Source organism: Nonomuraea rubra, from assembly GCF_014207985.1.
Taxonomy (GTDB): Bacteria; Actinomycetota; Actinomycetes; order Streptosporangiales; family Streptosporangiaceae; genus Nonomuraea; species Nonomuraea rubra.
Window position 1 is genome coordinate 1,883,255 of the sequence record NZ_JACHMI010000001.1, and the last position, 19,636, is coordinate 1,902,890.

The following is a 19,636-nucleotide window of genomic DNA, read 5'->3' on the forward strand; positions in this document are numbered from 1 at the left end:
CCGCAGGCGCACGGCACGGGCGATTATGAGAGCGGTTCTCCGCCCGCTGCGCAACGTGGTGCCGGGGATCGCCGGCCGACTCCAGCCGTACGCCGCCTGGCACAGCTGTCCGGCCTGGACCGCAGGTGAGCGGTCCAGGCCGGACAGCTTGCGGGGTCAGACCCGGTGGAACCGGATGGAGGAGAACCTGTTATCCCAGTTAGCGAGGTCCGGCGCCATGCTCATCGGGGGAACAAGCACACAGGGCGTTCCGAAGCCGACCACGTTACAGAACTCGACGGCATAGTTGGTCCGGTTGACGAACGAACTCACAGTGTCATTAACGGACGCGGTGCCGATGTGGTAGCGGTTGTTGCGTAGATCACCATCGCCGGTGCTGAGGCAGAAGCGTCCTGACGTGTACTCCTGGGCCTGATAGACGCAGAGGCTGCCGGCCACCGCAGTGGCCACCGGCGCGTCGCCGGTCTCGATCGAGACAACACCTGGGAGTTCGGCGGGTTCGGGCGTGGCGGAGGCGGCACTGGACGTTCCAGCGACACAGGCTCCGACGATCAGCAGGGCGATGGCGGCCTTCTTCGCGAGTTTCACTGCTTGCCTTTCTGTTTCAGTGGTGCCCAACGGATTTCGGGCATGACGAACCAAGGAGATGTGCCTGAGGTTGCTCAGCGAGGTCGCCTCTCACGCCCCGGTCGTGACCGAGGCGGTGGCGTCGACGATGCGGTGGTCGGAACAGGGCTTGTCGCGGTTGCGGCCGCAGACGTGCCCGATCGGATGGGCGTCGGCGCTGTAGCTGGTCAGCCGCTCGGCGGGAACGAAGAGGAGATCGACCTTGCCCGACTGGCCGCAGGCTCCGAGCTTATTACTCTCGGTGGTCTGCTCGCCCCAGCCGGGGCACATGGCCTCGCGGTCGTCGAGCTCGTGATAGCGGCCGATGTTGCCATGGTTGGCGTCGTTGTTGACCGAGGGGTCGTACCAGGTGTTCAGCAGCGGTGAGTCCGGCTGCACGTTGAAGTCGCCCGCGATGATCGGGATGTCACCCCTGGAGCGGTAGGACTCCAGGACGCTGTGCACCTGGCCCAGCTGAGCGAACTTGTAGGCGGCGACGGTCGTCAGATGGGTGGTGCAAAACCTGATCCTGGGCTGCGCGGCGACGGGCGCGCAGAGGAGTTTGCGCTGCTTGCCCGACCCGTCGTAACGCAGAGTCTGCCGTAGTGTGCCGCCCAGCGCGAAACGGCTGAAGATCGCGATGCCGATGCCGTGCCCGGCGCAGTAGCCGGGGTCGCCCGCCGCCGTCATCGGCTCATAGCGGGCGAAGTTCGTGAGATTCTGCGGCCAGCCCATGCCCTGCAAGGCGTCGATTACGGCGCCGTACTGGTTGCGACAGATCTCGTTGATCGACACGAAGTCCGGATTGCGGTAGCTGATCGATCCGGCGATCGCCTGAATGATTCCGTTCGTAGTCGAGCCCAGGTGCGAATGATGCCCGGCCATGTTCCAATGCCAGATCTTGTACGTCGCGGCCGCGGAGGCTGCCGACGTGGGAGCCGCCGGCAGCGCAGCGGTGGTGATGAGGAGCGCCATCACCGTCCACAACAGGCGCCTGAAGCCCGCCACAGTGAAGATCCGCATGAGGGCTGTCCCCCTTCTTCCTGATCAGCTCTCAGCGATCCTGCCGAAGGAAATTTCTTAGCACCAGGCAGATACTGGACAAAGACCCCACCTGATAGGACGGGGGGTGCGGCTTCGCTGTCCTTGGTGCTGTCCGCTAAGTCGGGCGTCGCACTGGCGAGCCTGGTGACCGCTACGGTGCCGTCGGCTGACGCCGGTCACGGAATTGCTCCTCTGGTGCTGCTCATCTCCCGAGACTCATCTCCGCTACGGCCGTCACCGGGCAGGGCTCGTTCGCGCCCAACGTGGCGCGGCGGTGCCGGAGTCGGCGCGTCCGGCAACGATGGGCTGTTCGAGCCGCCTACCTGCTCGGTGTTGCCTTGGTGTCTGTCATGCCCGCTCACGTCCGCCACTTCGTTGCGCATCGAACGCAACTGGCGCTGGGCCCAAGCATTCGTCCTGGCCTGGCGGCACAGCTCGCTGAAGAATCGAGGTGAGTTCGGGCCGAGTGATTGCTCAATATAGCTTGAGCGTGCACTTGAATTAAATCGGATGCAAGGCATGGAAGTCCTCGCTTTTGGTCAGACCTTGTTCCCCGAAATCGCCCTGGTGAAGGCGCTTGTCCGAAAGCGTGGGGTTCTCGACCTGGCCATCTCGTGGTCCGCTTACTAGAATTCGGAGCGTCTGCGGGGAAGTGGGTGTCCACAAAAATCAAAAACCCAATCGGAGACAGTCGCGTAACGAGGTATTGGGCATCGAAGGGATGGCGTCATGATTCGTAAAACAAAGGCTGGTTTCCTGGTGGGCTCAACGGCGCGGAGTATAGCCATACTGGCTGCGCCGAGCGCCCAGGTAGCGTCCCGGCAATGCCCACATCGAACTCGGCCGCAATTGTTACCTCGACGTATATGTTGCGAACAACTACGCTGCGGGGTAGGTTAAGGCGTTCGATGGCATTCCCGAGAAGGCGTAGAGAAGGAGGCGGGCGCATGTGCTCGTGCCCACGTTCAGCGGTCAATTCGTGATCGAAGGCCATATTCGGATCTGAAGCCGCAGGTCAGTACAGTCTGGCCTGGCAGAAACGGCGGAAATTCACTGGTGAGACGAAGGTCCTGCACAACTCCGGGTACCAAGGTTAGATCTACCGCGCTACCGTCCTCGCCTCGGGTGCGGAGTTGACCTTCGTCGGCTCGGCCGTCTACGGCGGCGTCTACCTGCTCGACCAGCTGTGACGGCAGATGAAGATCGACACAATCATGACTCTACTCCAGCCCAGCAGACCCAGCCTGTCGCCACGCACTGGCTGAGCATGATCTCGGCCGCCATCGCCACTGACCAGCCAGTACCTGGAAGGCAGAGTATTCGATGCACCAACCGACACAGCACAAGCCCATAAACCCCTTCCTGGGCCCGGCCGGCAACCCAAGTTTCAGCAATGAGACCGCCTCGAACACGCTGGACCAGAGAACCAGCGTCTTCACAGGGAAGTTGCGGTTTCTGTCCTTCAGTCCCCCTTCTGTGCTCGGCGGTCGGCGCGCACAGAAGGGACCGCGCAACCGGATCGGAGAACGCGGGTGAGCGGGGCGTCACGCGTGCGCGCGGCTGCCGTCGTGTTCGATCTCGACGGCACTCTGGTTGACACGATGATGTCTGTACCCACCGCATACGCGGACACGATTGGCGCACTCGACGGCCCCGTCATCTCACCCCAGGATGTAGTGGCCGCCTGGAACCTCGGCCCGACGCCAGCGGTACTGGCCCATTTCCTCGGCCGCTCGGCTTCGGCTGAGGACCTGGAGTGCTTTTATCGTCATCTGGATGTTGCGGCCGCAAACGTCCATGCCTTCCCCGGTGTGGTCGACCTGCTCGGTGCTCTGAGCCGGGCCGGACATCCACTCGGAGTCTTCACCAGCGCAACCAGGCGTGCCGCCACACTCATGCTCGCCAACGCAGGCCTGAAAGGGCTGTTTTCGGTAGTGGTGTGCGGCGACGAAGTTAGCCACCCCAAACCCTCGCCCGAGGGACTGGAACTCGCCTGCCGCTTACTCGGAGTAGAGGCGACCGCTGCCGTCTATGTCGGCGACGCAGAGGTAGACCTCCACTGCGCCCGCCGAGCAGGAGCACGAGGCATTCACGCGTCCTGGAGCCTTGTCGGCACCGTCCGCGCATGCTCGGACTTGACGGCCCAGCACCCACGAGACGTCATTGGGCTCGTCTCAGCCTGAAATCACATGTCGTGCGCCACGAACGCTGAAGTAGGCGTCGATGTAGACCCTTGGAAGCAGTGCTGTGCGAGAGATGGAGGTAGGACCACCGGGATCGCCCTTGCAGGGCAAGGTTCCAATCCACGGCAGTCGGCGCCGGCTACGTGCCGGTCGTGGTTAGCGCTGCGGACAACGCGCGGCTGTGATCGTGACAGGTGTGGGGCAGGAAGCGATCGAGAGCGAACCACCCCGATGCCGGAGTCGGCCTGGTAGACCGGCGGCGAGAGGGAGGATCCCAAGCGGGCAGAACCCGCAAGGGGCGGAGTGCCGATGCGAGAATCGACTCGGTGGGGAAGGACAAGCCGATCGCTGACAGGATGGTGCTGTGCACCCCGTCCGCCCCGACCAGGTGGGTGTCAACGACGTCTGAAAATGGGTTCTGGCACATATTCCGTGATCTTCCGCGGATCCGGCTCGTGGCTTGTTGATCATTTTGGTGATCGTCTCGGAGCTGCTGGACGTCTTCCTGCCTCACCTGGCCGGCATCTGTATCGAGCGCGTGTCCCGCTCCGGCAACTCGGTACACATCCGGGCCAGAACGGGCGCGTCGCGGGCGGCATATCCTGCATGCGGAGGGGTGTCGGAGAAGGTGCACAGCCGGAAGTAGGGCCGATTGTCCCTCAATTAAGGCCAATGCGCCGAGCTGAAAAAGCGGGGTTCTTGTCCGATCAATATGCTGGCAAACTCGCTGGTCGGCGGCTAGTGTTCCAAATGGCAACCTAGAAACCGTACCTGTGACGCAAGGGAACTTGTGCGAGCACGGGGTTCAGCCTCCTTCTGCTCGTCACCCGCCACGCTTTCCCCATTCCCATCATGGTCTTGCAGGGCGTGATCTTGGTTGGCCGGCCTTGAGCGGTTCGTGTAAAACGTGACCATGTTGTGTACCGCACGCCGCGTCTGACATGCCCCCAGCATCGTCATGAGCCCTTCAGAAGGAACGGAGAAGCAAATGCCCGAAATCTTGATCGTGGGGGCGGGGATCGGCGGCCTTACCGCAGCCATAGGACTCAGGCGGATTGGTCGTTCGGTAAGCGTTATTGAAAAGGCCACCACTCTCGGCGAGGTCGGTGCGGGCTTGTCTCTGTGGCCGAATGCGCTACGTGCGTTGGACGAGCTTGGCGTCGGAGAGGCGGTCCGAGCAGCCGGAGTCTCCGCCGTGTCACGCGGTGGACTGCGTCGCCCGTCCGGGCAGTGGCTGCGGCACCGGCACCCCGATGACATCCCTGTACTGATGGTGCACCGCGCCGACCTGCACCGAACGCTGCTTGACGCGCTGCCCGCCGACTGTGTGCGCACCAACGCCACCGTCACAGAAGTCAAGCAAGCCACAGGCGGCGTCGACGTGATGTACCGGACTCACGACGGTATCCGGCAGAAGGAGGCCGAGCTGGTCGTGGCTGCCGACGGTGTGCATTCCACGGTCCGACAGCAGCTATGGCCCGAAACCACGAAGGCGTGCTTCGATGGCCGTTCGACCTGGCGTGCCGTCACCGACGGCATTCTCGAACCAGCCGAGGAAGCCATCACGTTGGCACGGGATCAGCAATTCGGCTTGCTACCACTACCCAACGGCCGCCTCTACTGGTTCCTCACGGCCGCGGTCGAAAGGCAAGGGATCCGTTACGACGACGAGTTGGGCGAGGTCCGACGCCGCGTGGGCCACTGGCACGACCCGATCCCCGGTATTTTGGCCGTCACCGCACCCAGCGCGGTGTTGCATCATGACATCACGACTCTCGCACCCCTGGAGACCTATGTAAGCGGGCGGGTGGTGCTGCTCGGCGATGCCGCCCACGCTCAGTCTCCCGACCTAGGGCAAGGCGCCTGCCAAGCCATCGAAGATGCGGTCGTTCTCGCATCAGCGCTGGCGACCGAACACGATCTCGATTCGGCGTTAGAGCGGTACGACCAGGAGCGACGTCCACGCACACAGACCATCGCCCAAGCGGCGCAACGTCAAGCCAAGCTGACGCAGGCGAACTTCTGGGCCATGACTTCTGCAGCCCGGCTACTGCCACGTTCACTGTGGCGCCGTCAGACCGCGCGTTGGGTGGACTGGTCGCCACCTTCCCTGTGATGTGCCCCAACTGCAGCTTCGTGAGGCTAGCGATCACCGTGTTGTCGGCGGCGCGTGCCTCTGGTGGAGTTCGGCCATCCTCGGAAGGTCGCCCAAGCGAGGTTCCCCGCCCGCGTGTGTCTCGTCGGCACGGTCACCCTCGACGTCGCGACTGCGTTGCGGCGCAGGAATCCGGCCATGCGCTCGGCGATGGTCATGGCGGGTCGTCTGCATCCTTCACTCCGGCGGCGCAACAGGCGTTTGCGTGGTAGGCACGGGTGTGGTGCCCTGGTGGCGTGAAGTTGTCGATCTTGCGTGGGTGGATGACCCGCGCTTGGGCTGGCGATGCCGGGCTGGCGGTTGTGGTACTGGTGGCGGAGCTCGGCCCGTTCATCCAGTGGCCAGGCACCGGACCTGTGCTGACGACGGTCGCCGCGGCGGGCCTCATGCTGCTGCGACGACGCCATCCGGTGGTCGTGGCGGTGCTCGTCGGTGCCCTGTACGTGATTGCCTACCAGATGCCAGTGCCCGACGCGCCAGTCAGCGCCATGCTCATCGCACTCTACTCCGTGGGCCGGCACACCGCCGTGCTGCCCTCGACCGCTGTAGCCACGGCCGCCGTCGTCGTTGGTGCCCTCGTCCACAGGTTGAGCTGGGAGTACGACGTCTCGATGACGCTAGGTCTCTCGCTGCCGCCCGCCCTGCCCGTGGCGGCAGGGCACGTCGTGCGCCTGCGCAAGGAGCTGGGCCAGCGCAGGGAGCAGCAGGCGGCGGAGAACGCGGTGCGTGCCGAGCGTCGCCGCCTCGCTCGCGAGCTGCACGACGTGATCGCCCATCATGTCAGCGTGGTGAACCTGTACATGGGCGTGGCCAGGAGGACAATCCCCGCCGATCCGGAGCGGGCCCGGCAGGCTCTGCTCACCGGCGAGGACACGGCCCGCCAGGCGATGACGGAATTGCGCCACCTGCTGGACGTGCTGCGTACCGACGGCGAGCCGATCGAGAGCCAGGCGGGTGCCGGGGCGCCCGGGCTGCCAGCGTTGGTCGAGGAGTCCGGCGACGCGGTGCTGGAGATTTCAGGGGCCGCTGTCGAGCTGCCGACGGCCGTGGACCACACGGTCTATCGCCTCGTCCAAGAGGCGCTCACGAACACCCGCAAGCACGCGGCGGGTGCCCGCTCCACGGTCCGGCTGGCCTACCTGCCCGGCCTTTTGGAGGTTGAGGTCACCGACGACGGGCGGCCGCGTCCGGGCGGCGGCGGTCTGGGGCTCGGGCTGGCAGGGATGGCCGAACGGGTGTCGTTGTGCGGAGGAGAGCTGCGTGCGGGGCCTGCGCCCGAGGGAGGATTCGTGGTACATGCTCGCCTTCCGCTGACGGAGAAGATGTGATCAAAGTACTGCTCGTGGACGACCACGCCGTGGTCCGGGCTGGACTGCGCCTGCTGCTCGACACCGGGCCCGGGCTGATGACCGTGGGGGAGGCTGCCGACGGGCTGGACGCGGTGCGGCAGTCCCATGTCCTGCGGCCGGACGTGGTGCTGATGGACCTGCACCTGCCGGGCATGGACGGGGTAGCGGCCACGAGGCGCATCGTCACCGAGCTGCCGAGCACGAAGGTGCTGGCGTTGAGCACGTTCGACCTGGAGGAGCACGTGGTGGCGGCACTGCGGGCGGGCGCGTCGGGGTTCCTGCCCAAGGACGTCTCGCCGGAGGAGCTGATCGACGGCATCAGGATCGTCCACCGGGGCGAGGCGACGGTGGCGCCCCGGCTGCTGCTAGGCCTGATCGGTACGTTTGTCCGGCCCACCCGGACGCGGGCGGTCCCGGTGCCCACGGAGCTGGCCGGGCTCAGCGACCGGGAGCGGCAGGTGCTCGAGCTCATCGCCCGCGGGCTGTCCAACCATGAGATCGCCGCCGAGACCGGGCTCGCGGTCTCGACGGTGAAGAACCGCGTCACCGACGTGTTCGCCAAGCTGGAGTTACGGGACCGGGCCCAGGCGGTGATCGTCGCCTATGAGGCCGGGCTCGTGATTCCTGGCGATCACCTACGCTGAGCCCACGCCGGCCCGGCCGGGCGCGGTCAGCCCCGGTTCGCGATGCCGGCGACGACCTCCTCGGTCGTCGGTGCCTCCATGACGTCCACCAGCCGCCCGTCACTTAGGACGAGAACCCTGTCGGCGCGCGAGGCGACGGCCGGGTCATGGGTGACCATGATGACCGTCTGCCCCAGGACGTCGACCACGAGCCGCAGCAGGTCCAGGACCTCCCGTCCTGATCTGGTGTCGAGATTGCCCGTCGGCTCGTCGGCGAAGACCACCTCAGGCCCCGCCACGAGCGCGCGGCAGATGGCCACCCGTTGCTGCTGCCCGCCTGACAGTTCGTGTGGCCGCCGGTGCGCATGATCGGCGACACCCGTCCGGTTCACCAGTTCCTCCACCCAGCCGGGAGCCGCCTTCGTCCTGGCCAGCCGCAGCGGAAGCTCGATATTCTCCCTCGCGGTGAGCGCGGGCAGCAGATTGAACGCCTGGAAGACGAACCCGATCCGCTGCCCGTGCAGCTCGGACAGCTCGGCCCCGGTCAACGTCGTGAGGTCGGCGCCGCCCACATGGACCGAGCCCGAGGTGGGCCGGGTGAGCCCGGCGGCACACTGCAGCAACGTGGTCTTGCCCGAGCCGGACGGCCCCATCACCGCCGTGAACGAGCCGCGCGCGAAGGCATGGCTGACTTCGCGCAGAGCGGTCACCGCCGAAGGCCCCGCGCCATATACCTTGCCGACGCAGTCCAAGCGCACCGCGGGCTCCAGGCCGCTCACGCCAGAATGTGTCCCGTTCATGCCAAACCCTGCCTCTCGTTTCTCATGGCGACGCGGACGACCAGCAGCGACCCCGCCAGGGCGGCCAGGAGCGCGCCGCCGCCGAGCGCGGCAAGCCAGTCAAAGGGGATGAAGGACAACGTCCCGGCCAGTCCGCCGGGCTCGCTCACGGCGTGCACGAGCGCCATCCAAGCGGTCGTGGCCAGGGACAGCACAAGGACGGGCACGACGGTGAGCGCGCTCTCCCAGCAGACCATCCTCATCACCTGGCCCCGCCGCATGCCGAGGTGGCGCATGCCGGTGAACTCCCGCCTGCGGTCCACGAGCGTCAGGCACAGACTGTTGACCGCGGCCACCAGGCAGAACAGCGCGACCAGCACGGAGACGTAGGGCATGAAGCGGTTCTGCGCGGCATGCTCCTGGCTCCTGCGCCACATGTACTCCTGCTTGGTGAAGGACTCGACGGCCGAACGGGCGTCCACGATCTCGCTGGGGTCGGCGCCCCGCACGTAGATCAGCTCGTGCAGCTCCGACGTCAGATGGGTGGCGGAGATGGCCTTGGCGGGCAACAGCATCGACTTCACTTCGGGAGCAGAAGTGTAGATAGTGGTCACCGTGTAGGAAGAGCCCTCGGCCACTCCGGGGAAGCGGATCCGCAGGCGCGACCCGAGCCCGGCCCCATAACGAGCTGCCAGCGAGTCGTCGATGGCGATCTCGCCTTCGCCCAGGTCGCGGGGCGGCCGGCCGCGTATCGACAAATCGAGGGCCTGGGTGATGTCGCCGGTGAACATGGTGGCGGAGAAGGGCGGCGGGTTCGGAGCGAGCGGTCGGCCCTCCACTGACACAGCCGCCGGTATCGAGCCGATTCCGACTGCGGCGGACGTGCCGTCGTGTGCCAGGATGCGGCGTCGCAGTTCTTCCGACAGCGCGCTGGCGCCGGCGGCGGGTCGCAGCACGTGGTCGGCGCGGAGGTCCCTGACGGCGTCCGAGGCCCTTCTCCAGTTGTAGAAGAGCTGTGTGCCCGCGACCACGCCGACCAGTGTCACGCCGAGCGTCAGTGACGCCACAGCGCCGGCGTACCTGCGGTGGTTGAAGACCACGCTGGCGACCGCGAGGTAGCCACCCACCCGTGACGCGTGGGTGATCCCGGGCCGCACCAGCTTGCCCGCGACCAGCACAACCCACGGCGCGAGCAGCCCGACCGCCGCCACAGCCAGGCACACCGTGACGACCTGGAGGAGCGTCAGGCTAGGTGCCTCCGGCGGGATCACCTCCCACAGCAGTGCTGCGGACAAGGCCCCGGCCCCTGCCAGCAGCGCCAGGCCGGTCAGCAGCCGTCCCATGCCGAGTCGTCGGCCCTGCGCCGGGGTCTCGCCCAGCGCGTCGCCCGGCCGGATGCGCAGCGCGCGCCGTACCGAGATCAGGTTCGCCGTCAGAGCCATGGCGAGGGTGAATGCGAGCGTCCACAACCCGGGCGCCGGGCGGTACCCGACCTCGAACGCCACGCTCACGGCGCCGAAGTCGCGGAAGCGGACCGCGACGACCGGCGCGAGGAGCATGCCGAGCGGGATCGCTACGGCACAGGCCACGACGGAGAGCAGCATTCCCTCCGCGAGCAGCATGCGGCGGATCTGCCCGGGGCGGGCGCCGATGGCTCGCAAAACGGCGATCTCCGTGCCGCGGCGCCGGATCGACATGCCCATGGCAGCGGCGATCATGCCCGTCGAGACCAGGGCCGTGATCCACACCGAGAACCACATGGTGTTGAAACCCTCAGGGGACAGGATGTTGTTCTCCTGCTCGCCGCGGCCCGCGCCCACGGCGACGCTGATGACCCGCAGGCCAGGCGTGTTGTACGGCTCCACTGCCTTCGCCACGGCCACCCGCAGCGCTTCCGTGCCGACGCCCGGCCGGGGGTGAACCCCGAGCGCGTCGGCGCCGCGCCGGCCTCCGATCAGCTCCGCGACGTGGCCGTCGGCGAAGAACAGCGCCGACTGATAACGCCAGGCCGTGCCGGCCGCCGCCACGCCGACCACTTTGTGGGGACGGATGGTTCCCGCCACAGTGATCTCGACCCGGTCCCCGATCCCCATCTGTGCGGCAGCGGCCAGGCGCGCGTCGACGACCACCTCGCCGCGGGCCCGCGGCGGCCGCCCGTCGCGGAGCTGGAACGGCGTCAGCCTGGCGCTCGACCAGCCATGTCCCCACGGCCATGGGTTCTGGTCCCCGGGCACCCGCACCGGAGTCCCGCGAGCGGACAGGCCGGCGGGGAAGCTGTGCTCGGGCACCGTCGCCGCCACCTCGGGGAGCGCCTTCACGGCCGCCACCAGACCGGGTGAGATCGCCCCTCCGGTCGTGCCGACCACCAGCGGGACACCCGCGTACCGCTCCACGGGGACCTCCTGCCGGTCCGTGGCGTCGACGACGAACCACAGAGAGCCGACCGCGGTCGCCGCGACGACCAGCGTGATCAGCGTGCCGATCAGGCTCCCCGGATGCCATCGCAGCGTCCGCCACGCCAACCACGTCATCTCTCGCCACCTCCAGCTCGTCGATCCATGCATCCCAGCGTGCCGCTCGTCATGATCTGGTTCTTCGATCGCGGGGAGGATCATCGCGAGGGACCTAGGGCCCCATTTGCGTGCTGGGGAGGACGGTGGTCCCTCCTTCAGAAATCACCATCGGCACACGGCGATCACCTCGTTCTCCAGCAGCCACCGACTGTCGTGGAGGTCGGCACTGACCGCGGTCAAGACAGGCCGGTGGACCCCGAAAGTCCTGCGTACCGCGCCACTCATGTCCGCGTAGCGGCGTCCGATTGGTGCATAGTCACCTCGAAACTGGCCTCGGCCGCTATCGGGCACCCCATGGACGGTGAGGTCGTCCGCGAACAGGGAAGGGAGACATGCGCAGGTGGACCAACGCTTTGTGATTCTCGGCTCGACGTGGCTCAGTTGTCCGCCCCGGCCTCAGATTCGGCGTCCGGCGCCCGCACGACGCCCGCGACACCGTCGCCTTCTAGTTGTCGCAAGCCACCGGCCACAACCGCGCCGAACTGGAGCATCGACTCACCCACGCCAACGACCGCAATGTCAAGATCCACAGCAACCCGCCCTGCGGCATCGCGGCAGGCTACGTCGAGGGCCGCGGCGGGTTGATTCAGAAGACCTGGCCGCCCGCTGACAGTGTGGCCGACGAGCCCGCGGCCATCATCACGCCGGGCCAGCAACACGCCTTCGTCCGCGCGCCAGACGGCTGGTCGTCATACCTGGTGGGACTCCAGTACGAATTCCCCGCCGGCAGCTGACCTGGCCGGCCACCCGGTCGTGGTGGTCTTCGGCGACTAGCAGCATGTCTGGGCCGTGGGAACCGACGGCGGACTGCACCACATGTGGTGGACCAAGGGGCCTGGCATCCGGCCGGAAATCTGGGTGGGGACCGTGCGGGGGGCCCGACGTCGTTCAGGCACCGCGGCCAGCTCCGCGTGTTCGTAGTCGGCGCGCAGCACTGGCCGTCGCACTGGTGGTGGGACTCCGATACCCAGTTGGTCAAGTGGCAGACCTGGGTCGGCCCCACCTTGCGCCGTAACTCCGGCGGTTAGCGCCGTGGTCCCATGCCACTTTCCTCTCATCAAGCGGCACAAGAATCGGTAATCCACCTCCACTCAACCTGGGGCACCCCAGCGGGCTCCACCGAAGAGGGGGGCCGAGAGGGCCGATGCGGCCGCTGACGGGCACGCACCGGACGTCAAGCACGCCGACTGTGAGCCTGCCGACAATTCCATCCATGCTGGTCAAGCGGCGTGTGAGTATTCATGGAGGATGCCGCCGAGCCGGTCTGGTCGGCGTATGAGAAGTTCGTGGCGGCAGGTCTGCGCCCATCGCTCCATGATGGAGTTCGTCTGCGGCCTCCGAATGCCGGTGAGCACCGTCGTGATGCGGTCTCGGCGAGGACCTCCTCCATGAGGGCCGGGAACTTCCGTCCCCTGTCTCGGAGCAGGAAGCGCGCTCGGCAGCCTTCATCGTCCAGGTCCATCACCAGGTTTGATCGCCTGGGTGGCCCAATCCCCGGTGGGGTGAGCGGTGGTGCCGAGCACGCGGATGCGTCTGGTGGCGTGTTCGATGATGGTCAGGATGTACTGGCGTTGTCCGCTGGAAGTGACGGTCTCGATGAAGTCGCAGGCCAGCAGGGCGTCGGCTTGCGAGCGCAGGAAGTCGGCCCAGGTGGTGAACGCCGCTCGGGTGCCGGGCCGAGGCCTGCCTGTTTGAGGATCTCGCAGACGGTGGACGGCGAGACCTTGATGCCGAGTGTGGTGAGCTCGCCGTGGATTCGCCGGTAGCCCCAGCCGGGGTTCTCCCGAACCAGGCGCACAATGAAGGCGCTGATGGGGCAGACCGTGGGTGGGCGCCCGGGCCGCTTCGGCTGACATGCATGGGCGTGACGACGTTTCGTCGGGTCGCGTTACCAGCGTAGGAGGGTGTCCCGACGGACGAGGAGCCGCAGCTGGCGCAGGACCTCGCGCGGCAGTGAGGTCAAGGGCGCGGCGAGAAGGGCCTGTCCTCGGGCGCGAATCTTACTCTGGTGTCAGCGCCGAGTTGGCGTTCAAGACGGTGGTCTGATGACGCAAGACGAGAATCTCCACGTCCTTGTCCCGATCACTCATGGGGAGCAACCGCAGCGCGGCGAAGGCGTTCGTGACGCTGATGGTCACGCTCTCGCCGGCGAGGTCCACGTCGCGCGGACCGTGGAATGCCTCTCGTCGCCGCCATGAGGCCCACTGCCCTCGCGATCGCCGCTGGCCTGGTCAGCGGGTTGGCGGGGCGGTGGAGGAGCGGACGACCAGCTCGTGCGGGAACAGCCGCCGCTCGGGCGTGGCCGCGCTCCCCGATAGCAGGAGTCGACCGGCCGTCTCCCCGATCTCCTGCTTGGCCTGCCGGATCGTGGTGAGCCCGGCTTCCTCGGCGGCGCTGTCGGAGAACCCCACTATCGACAGCTGTCCGGGCACCTCCAGCCCCAGGTCGGCGGCAGCGTCCAGGATGCCGAGCGCCAGTACGTCGGTGTTGGTGAGGATCGCGGTCGGCCGCGGCTCCCGGCCGAGCAGCGCGTGCCCCGCCCGCCGTCCCGCCTCGCGCGAGTTGCGCGCCACCTCGTAGAACGGCACTCCGGCCCAGTCGAGACCGGCCTGCTCGCAGGCCGTCTGGTAGCCGCCGCGCCGCGCCCGCATGGCCTCGAACGCCGCGCCCCGCTGCCGCTCCTGGTCGGCCCAGCCGGTGTAGCCGTCCTCGTGCAGCCCGACCATGGCGACCCCCAGGCGCCGGTGCCCGAGCTCCAGCACGTGCCGCGCCGCCGCCGCGCCTGCCGCCGGCTCGTCGATGCCGAGGAAGGGATGCCCCGGCACGTACGGCTCGTCCACCACCACGACGGGCAGCTTTCTGGCCAGCACCTCCGCCAGAGCCGGATGCCCGTCGGGCAGTGACATCACGCAGAACGCATCGACCACCGCGTCCCTGACCGTGTCGCTGCGCCGGTCGCCGTGCGGCAGCGGCAGGATGAGCAGGCCCACGCCCGCGTCTTCTGCCGCGGTGGCCAGCCCCTGAAAGAAGCCGATCGCGTACGGGTCGGCGAACGCGTACGCCAGCGTCTCGCTGAACAGCAGGCCGAGCGCGCCCGCCCGGCCGAGCCTAAGGGAACGCGCGGTGGGATTGGGGCCGGCGTAGCCGAGTTCGTCGGCCACCTGGAGGATTCGCTGCCGGAGCCCGTCGCTGAGCTGGTCGGGGCGGGAGAAGGCGTAGGACACGGTGGCCCGGGACACACCGAGGCGGTCGGCGATCGTCTGGAGCGTGACCTTGGCCATGGCCCCACCGTATCGAAAAGCCTTGCACCACCGTTCTTAATTGATTAAGCTCTTAATTGATTAAGGAGAGTCATATGGATGCCATGCAAGTGCTCGCTCATCAGACCGTGATGGGGTACCGGGAGTCCTTGGAAGAGGCGCTGCCGGGGGCGCCGCGCCGGCCGTACGGGGCGGGCCGGCCGGCGAGAGGGGTCCGTCACCGGCTGGCGTACTCGCTCAGATGGACCGCCGACCGGCTGGATCCTGCTTGCCGGGCCATCTGATGCTGCAGGCACGCCAGGCGCCATCCAGCTGTATCGGATACCCCCGGAGGGCGGCGAGGCGGAGACGCTGACCACCTGGCCGGCAGGGATCTCCGACGACCTTCCACTGGCCAACGGCCAGCGGAACGCGGTGGCGGCCGGGGAGCCGCCGACCGATGAGGCCGAACGCAGGACAACCGAATGCGACGACGCCAAGGTGTGGGGATAAAGGTGCCCTGCAGCCGGTGTGGTTAGTCGAGCTGAACTCCGGCCGGGCGCGTATGGGTGAACGGACTCGGCGACAGGCATTCGGAGCCCGCCGATGACCCGATGGGTGGGCCCCGAAAGGGGACGGCTGGCTCAGGCAGTACTTTGTTCTCCTCGTCGCGGCCGTTACGTCCCCCGTCCTCGGGGCGGCGACCTTCGCCGTCACTCCACGACCGGGCTGACGGGAGCCGAGGTCGTCGCATTTATCACGTCAGTATGGCCATGGCCACGTGCGTCGTGGCGGCTATCAACGTTCAAGGCGAACCGGGCGACGCGCAAGGCCGCCAACGTTGGCAAAGCCGCTCCCCGAATCCGAAGACAGCGCGGGAACGTCTCGCGCTGGCCTACGCGGCGCTCGCACCTCCGCCGGGCCCACGTCGGTTACCAGGTAGTCGGTGCGGCTGTTGCCGCTGTTCTTCCCGGCCGCGTCGTGCTGGTCATGAGCCGAGGTGATCGGTGATCTCGCCTTCCAACGCGGACTCAGCCCATCCCTTGGCGTCGAGGTGACCACGCGTACCAGCAGCACGTCATGTGTCGTCACGGTGTCGAACGACGTCCGGAACGCGACTAACGACATCGCTATCCGCCGCAGCTCCACCCCAGTGATCTTCATATGTTCCTCTCGACCACGTAGTAGGTCTTGCGATGGAAGCCGGTCACCGTGGCGCCCTCCTCCATGAGGGCGCCCAGCACGTCGCGTACGGCGTGCCGCCACGCCCTGGCGGCGCCGGTGTCCACCCCGCGCAGCCGCTCGATGTCTTCGGGGACGGCGACTAGCACCACGCGCCCGTCGGTACGGCCCTCGACCGGGCGGTCGCCGTCGTCCGCCAGCCCCACCACGGCGTCCTCAGGCACCGACGGCAGGCACGGCTCCCGCCGTGCCGCTGCCTCGACCCTGGGATCTGTCAGCGGCCACACGGCCAGGATCCGGTCGGACTCGTCGCCGTGGTTGATGGCGTCGGCCATCACGCCGTAGAAGTTCGGCAGGTACTTTGCCGGCCGCGCGCCCAGCTTGGCCAGGTTGAAGTGCGCGTTGCGGCGGACCAGCGGGTCGTAGGTCCAGGTGATCCGGGAGATCCCGCGGTCTAGCGCCCACAGCCGCTGGTGCAGCTTCAGCTCGAAGCCGATGCCCTGGCCCGCTGCCGTGCCCGTGTTCTGCGAGTGCAGGGTCGAGTCCTGCCCGAAGAAGCCCACCGACGCCCCGATCATCCGATCGCCGTCGAAGGCGCCGGAGACGTAGTTGCCCGCGTGTGTCAGCGCCCGCATTAGCCCTGCGGTGATCGGCCGGCTGCCTGGCTCAAACCCCCAGATTCGCCGGAACAATTCGTCGACCTGCTCGAACTCCTCGTTCGCATGGAGTTCCCTGATTATGGCCGAGATCGTCGTGGTCGAGTGATCGAATCCGGCGGTCCCCGGTGCGTGCACACGGTCGCCGTCGACGACGGCCCTGGTGTACTCGATTTGTTCCTCGAAGGCCGATCCGCTGAGGATCGCGCGTCGCTCCGTCACCCGACGAACGCTAAGAGGACCTAGGGCGATATGTCCAATACATGGTAGTTGATGAGTTGATATCTGTAGACGTATGGATCGTCCAGATGTATCCCGTACTCCGTTCGGCATGGCCGATTCAGCCCTGCACGATCCAAGATCGAAAACTCATCGCCAAGTTCACAGTCGATCATTGAGGCGTACCGTTAGCTCTCGATTGGTCACGCTGGCGGCGTGGACGTCGTCAGTGAGGCCAAAGACCTGATCACGCAGACTTTGGACGAGCCTCTCGAGTTCGGCCATCCGGCCGCGGAGGACATTCAGATCCTCGTTCGGTGGAAGCCCGACGTCTTGGTCCACCGCCTGTCCAAGGGCGTTGGAGGGGCGGTGGCCCCAAGGCTAATGACGCGCAGACGGAGGCGGTCGTCGTGCTAACGCGCGTTGAGTAGATCGGCCCGAAAAGAAGCTGTGCTGACCCCCGGGATCTAAGGTGAAGGGTGTCAATACTCCCGTTTACGGTCGTGAGCCGCGGTTTTATCCCTCCGCCGCTTCCGACGCAGAGCGGGCCTTGATCGAGCCTTTGTTGCCGGTTCCCGCATGTCGGACGCCCAGGGATGGTCGCCCGGAGAAGCATCACCGCCGTGACGTGTGCGACGCGATCAGGTGCATCATGGACAACGCCACGAAATGGAGGGCGTTGCCACGGATACCCCCGCCTTCACACTGTGTTCGGGTTCACTTGGTCGCTGGACCAGGGCTGGGGTCTTCAACCGGATCCGTGACGAGCTCCGTCGCGCTGTCCGGCTGCGTGCGGGTCGCTGCCCCAACCCGGTCGCCGGCGTTATCGATTCTCAATCGGTGCGCGCCGCGGCCACTGAGACCGGACGCTCACGCTCGTACGATGCGGGTAAGAAGGTAGGGGGTAGGAAGCGTCACCTGGTCGTGGACACGTTCGGCCTAATGATGACGGTGATGGTCACGGAGGTCGGGCAGCCCGATCGTGACGTGCCGAGTGGACGTGCTATGGGCGATCGTGCGAGACAAGCGGTGCTACACCCCTGCCTCACCACTCGCCCAGACGGCTTGACACAGTCATTGAGATTCCTCCCGGGGACGAACCCCTGATCTCGGATGTCCGTCAAACTGGATCAAGTCCACTGTTCATGAGGCGCCTGATGGCGGCCGGTTCAGCAGGGCGCGCAGCCGGTCGAGGAGGCTTCGGCGGTGTGGATGCGTCGGCCGTTGCCCTGGCTCCAGGCCGGGGTGTTCGGCGCGGTAGGCGGCGACCGCGTCGGCCACGTGGTGGAAGAAGCGGATGCGTTCGTCCAGGCCGGTGTCGCGCATGAGGGTGCGCACGGGGGTGCGGGTGCGGGCTAGGGACAGCCGCACGCCTGCCTGGTCGCAGTCGTCGGCGACGCGGTGCAGGACCTCGGCGCCGGTGGTGTCCATGTCGTAGATGGCCTCGGTGTCCAGGACGATCTGGCGTACCGGTGGGTCCGCGCCGGTCATCAGGCGGCGTAGTTCGGTGCGCAGCACGTCGGCGTTGGCGAAGAACAGCGGCGCGTCGAAGCGGTAGACGACCAGTCCGGGTAGGGTTTCGGCGTCGCGGTAGTGGGCGATGTCGCGGTAGGCGTGGGTCTCTCCGGTGCGGCCGAGGACCGCGGTGTAGGGCATGACCGCGCGGCGGAGAACCTCCAGCAGCGAGACGAGCACGCCGACTCCGATGCCCTGCAGCACGCCGAACGTCAGCACGCCGAGCGCGGTAAGGGCCGCGAGCACGAAGTCGGCGCGGCGGATCCGCCACAACCTGCGGAAGGCTGGCACATCGACCAGCCGGGCGGCGGTGAGAATGATCACAGCGCCGAGCGCGGCCTGCGGCATGTCCCGGATCAGCGGCATCAGCACCAGCAGGGTGACCACCACGGCGACGGCGGCGCCCAGCCCCGCCATCCGGCTGCGTGCGCCCGATCCGGCCAGCAGGGCGCTGCGCGAGTCGCTGCCGTTGGCGGGGAAGCCGCCCAGCAGCGCCGCTCCGGCGTTGGCGGCGGCCAGTCCGAGGAACTCCTGCTGCGCGTCGGCGTCCTTGCCCTGCTTGGCTGCCAGGGAGCGGGCGGTGAGCACGCTGCTCGCATACACCAGCAGGGCGATGCTCAGGGCAGGGCCGATCAGGTGCACCATGTCGGCCGGCGTGCCGGCCGGTGGACCGTTCCAGGGCAGGCGCGGGATCGGCAGGCCGCCCTCGGCCGGGCCGAGGACGTCCAGCCGGTCGCCGAGCCCGGCCAGCGCGACGACGGCGGTCGCCACGGCCAGGGCGATCAGCGGGCCAGGCAGGCGCTTGGCGTAGTGACCGATCAGCAGCACGGCCGCGGCGGTCCCGACCGCGTACCCGAGCGCCCATGGGTTCAGGTCCGCGAGGTGGCTCAGCACGGCGCCGGTCTTGGCCAGGGGTGTGCCGTTCGCGCTGATGCCGGTCACCTTGCCCAGCTGGCTGGCGATGATCACCACGCCGGAGCCCGCCAGGTAGCCGGTCAGTACGGGAGTGGACAGCAGCCGCATCAGCACGCCCGCGCGGACCATGTACCCGATCAGCAGGAAGATCGCGACCAGCAGGGCGAGCTGGGCTGCTGCGGCCGGCTGGTCCCGGCCCGGGGCGGCGGCGAGCGCGCTGGCGACCACGATCGCGACCGACGACTCGGGGCCGACGTTCAGCAATCGGCTGCCGCCGAAGAACGCGTAGCCGATCATCGCGCCGAGCGCGGTGTACAGGCCCGCTGCCGCGGGCAGCCCGGCCAGTTGGGCGTAGGCGAACGCCTGCGGCACCAGCACCGCCCACAGCGACAGCGCCGCGAGCAGATCCGGGCGCAGCCACGCGCGCCGGTAGCCGCGCAGCGCCGCCCACCCGGGAACGGCGGACCAGCCCACCCAGCCCCCTTCCCTCACCGGAGATTCTCCTGCCTGGTGCCATAGCCCGGCCGCAGCAAGGCGAAGCCTGGCAGATCGCCAAGCATCATCCCTGTTCAAAGGGGGTAAGCCAGCCCGCGACGGG

16 protein-coding genes and 1 pseudogene are annotated in these 19,636 nt (G+C 67.4%); 9 read left to right on the forward strand and 8 right to left on the reverse strand.

Annotation, left to right across the window (positions count from 1 at the left end; all coding sequences use genetic code 11):
* Positions 1–156 precede the first annotated feature (156 nt).
* On the reverse strand, positions 157–588 hold the full coding sequence (locus HD593_RS08780; protein ID WP_185101690.1) for a peptidase inhibitor family I36 protein: 432 nt from the start codon (positions 586–588) through the stop codon (positions 157–159).
* A 90-nt stretch (positions 589–678) separates the two neighbouring features.
* Complete coding sequence (locus HD593_RS08785) at positions 679–1,581, reverse strand: endonuclease/exonuclease/phosphatase family protein (protein WP_185101691.1); 903 nt, start codon at positions 1,579–1,581, stop codon at positions 679–681.
* Positions 1,582–3,218: 1,637 nt separating this feature from the next.
* Here HD593_RS08785 and HD593_RS08790 point away from each other — a divergent pair.
* The 4 genes from HD593_RS08790 (at position 3,219) to HD593_RS08805 (ending at position 7,981) form a co-directional block, all read left to right on the forward strand.
* On the forward strand, positions 3,219–3,833 hold the full coding sequence (locus HD593_RS08790; protein WP_185101692.1) for an HAD family hydrolase: 615 nt from the start codon (positions 3,219–3,221) through the stop codon (positions 3,831–3,833).
* A gap of 988 nt (positions 3,834–4,821) precedes the next feature.
* Positions 4,822–5,949: an FAD-dependent monooxygenase gene (locus HD593_RS08795; RefSeq protein WP_185101693.1), complete on the forward strand. Its 1,128-nt coding sequence runs from the start codon at positions 4,822–4,824 to the stop codon at positions 5,947–5,949.
* A 275-nt stretch (positions 5,950–6,224) separates the two neighbouring features.
* The gene (locus tag HD593_RS08800) at positions 6,225–7,316 is read left to right on the forward strand and encodes a sensor histidine kinase (RefSeq protein ID WP_185101694.1); all 1,092 of its coding nucleotides are present in this window, start codon (positions 6,225–6,227) and stop codon (positions 7,314–7,316) included.
* Positions 7,313–7,981, forward strand: coding sequence for a response regulator (locus tag HD593_RS08805; RefSeq protein WP_185101695.1), 669 nt, complete (start codon positions 7,313–7,315; stop codon positions 7,979–7,981). Before HD593_RS08800 ends, HD593_RS08805 begins: the two co-directional genes overlap by 4 nt.
* A gap of 26 nt (positions 7,982–8,007) precedes the next feature.
* Here the strand turns inward: HD593_RS08805 and HD593_RS08810 are convergent, their stop codons facing one another.
* Entirely contained in the window at positions 8,008–8,670 is a 663-nt protein-coding gene (locus tag HD593_RS08810; protein ID WP_312903402.1) for an ABC transporter ATP-binding protein, read from the reverse strand.
* An 86-nt stretch (positions 8,671–8,756) separates the two neighbouring features.
* Positions 8,757–11,270 carry an ABC transporter permease gene (locus HD593_RS08815; RefSeq protein WP_185101697.1) on the reverse strand — a complete coding sequence of 838 codons (2,514 nt, stop codon included), beginning with the start codon at positions 11,268–11,270 and terminating at the stop codon, positions 8,757–8,759.
* A gap of 491 nt (positions 11,271–11,761) precedes the next feature.
* Between HD593_RS08815 and HD593_RS08820 the strand changes: the two genes are divergently transcribed.
* Positions 11,762–12,046 carry a hypothetical protein gene (locus HD593_RS08820; protein ID WP_185101698.1) on the forward strand — a complete coding sequence of 95 codons (285 nt, stop codon included), beginning with the start codon at positions 11,762–11,764 and terminating at the stop codon, positions 12,044–12,046.
* A 52-nt stretch (positions 12,047–12,098) separates the two neighbouring features.
* Positions 12,099–12,233 (forward strand): annotated as a pseudogene (locus HD593_RS65025) (hypothetical protein); the annotation flags it as partial.
* A 1,079-nt stretch (positions 12,234–13,312) separates the two neighbouring features.
* On the opposite strand, the gene HD593_RS60200 reads toward HD593_RS65025, so the two are convergent.
* Together HD593_RS60200 and HD593_RS08835 are read right to left on the reverse strand one after the other, a co-directional pair.
* Positions 13,313–13,471 (reverse strand): hypothetical protein, encoded by a 159-nt coding sequence (locus tag HD593_RS60200; protein WP_221524664.1) that lies wholly within the window; start codon positions 13,469–13,471, stop codon positions 13,313–13,315.
* Between the two features lie 72 nt (positions 13,472–13,543).
* A complete protein-coding gene (locus HD593_RS08835) occupies positions 13,544–14,593 on the reverse strand; it encodes a LacI family DNA-binding transcriptional regulator (RefSeq protein WP_185101700.1) in 1,050 nt (349 codons plus the stop codon).
* A gap of 74 nt (positions 14,594–14,667) precedes the next feature.
* Between HD593_RS08835 and HD593_RS08840 the strand changes: the two genes are divergently transcribed.
* Positions 14,668–14,856, forward strand: a complete 189-nt coding sequence (locus HD593_RS08840) for a hypothetical protein (RefSeq protein ID WP_185101701.1) — start codon at positions 14,668–14,670, stop codon at positions 14,854–14,856.
* An 855-nt stretch (positions 14,857–15,711) separates the two neighbouring features.
* Here the strand turns inward: HD593_RS08840 and HD593_RS08845 are convergent.
* The gene (locus HD593_RS08845) at positions 15,712–16,611 is read right to left on the reverse strand and encodes a GNAT family N-acetyltransferase (RefSeq protein ID WP_312903403.1); all 900 of its coding nucleotides are present in this window, start codon (positions 16,609–16,611) and stop codon (positions 15,712–15,714) included.
* 469 nt (positions 16,612–17,080) lie between these two features.
* Between HD593_RS08845 and HD593_RS65030 the strand changes: the two genes are divergently transcribed.
* Both HD593_RS65030 and HD593_RS65035 read left to right on the forward strand, forming a co-directional pair.
* Positions 17,081–17,509, forward strand: a complete 429-nt coding sequence (locus HD593_RS65030; RefSeq protein WP_185101702.1) for a transposase — start codon at positions 17,081–17,083, stop codon at positions 17,507–17,509.
* The gene (locus tag HD593_RS65035; protein ID WP_350669273.1) at positions 17,434–17,715 is read left to right on the forward strand and encodes a transposase; all 282 of its coding nucleotides are present in this window, start codon (positions 17,434–17,436) and stop codon (positions 17,713–17,715) included. The genes HD593_RS65030 and HD593_RS65035 overlap by 76 nt, the downstream gene beginning before the upstream one ends.
* A gap of 36 nt (positions 17,716–17,751) precedes the next feature.
* On the opposite strand, the gene HD593_RS08860 is transcribed toward HD593_RS65035, so the two are convergent.
* Positions 17,752–19,530 (reverse strand): SulP family inorganic anion transporter, encoded by a 1,779-nt coding sequence (locus tag HD593_RS08860; RefSeq protein WP_185101704.1) that lies wholly within the window; start codon positions 19,528–19,530, stop codon positions 17,752–17,754.
* Between the last annotated feature and the right edge of the window lie 106 nt (positions 19,531–19,636).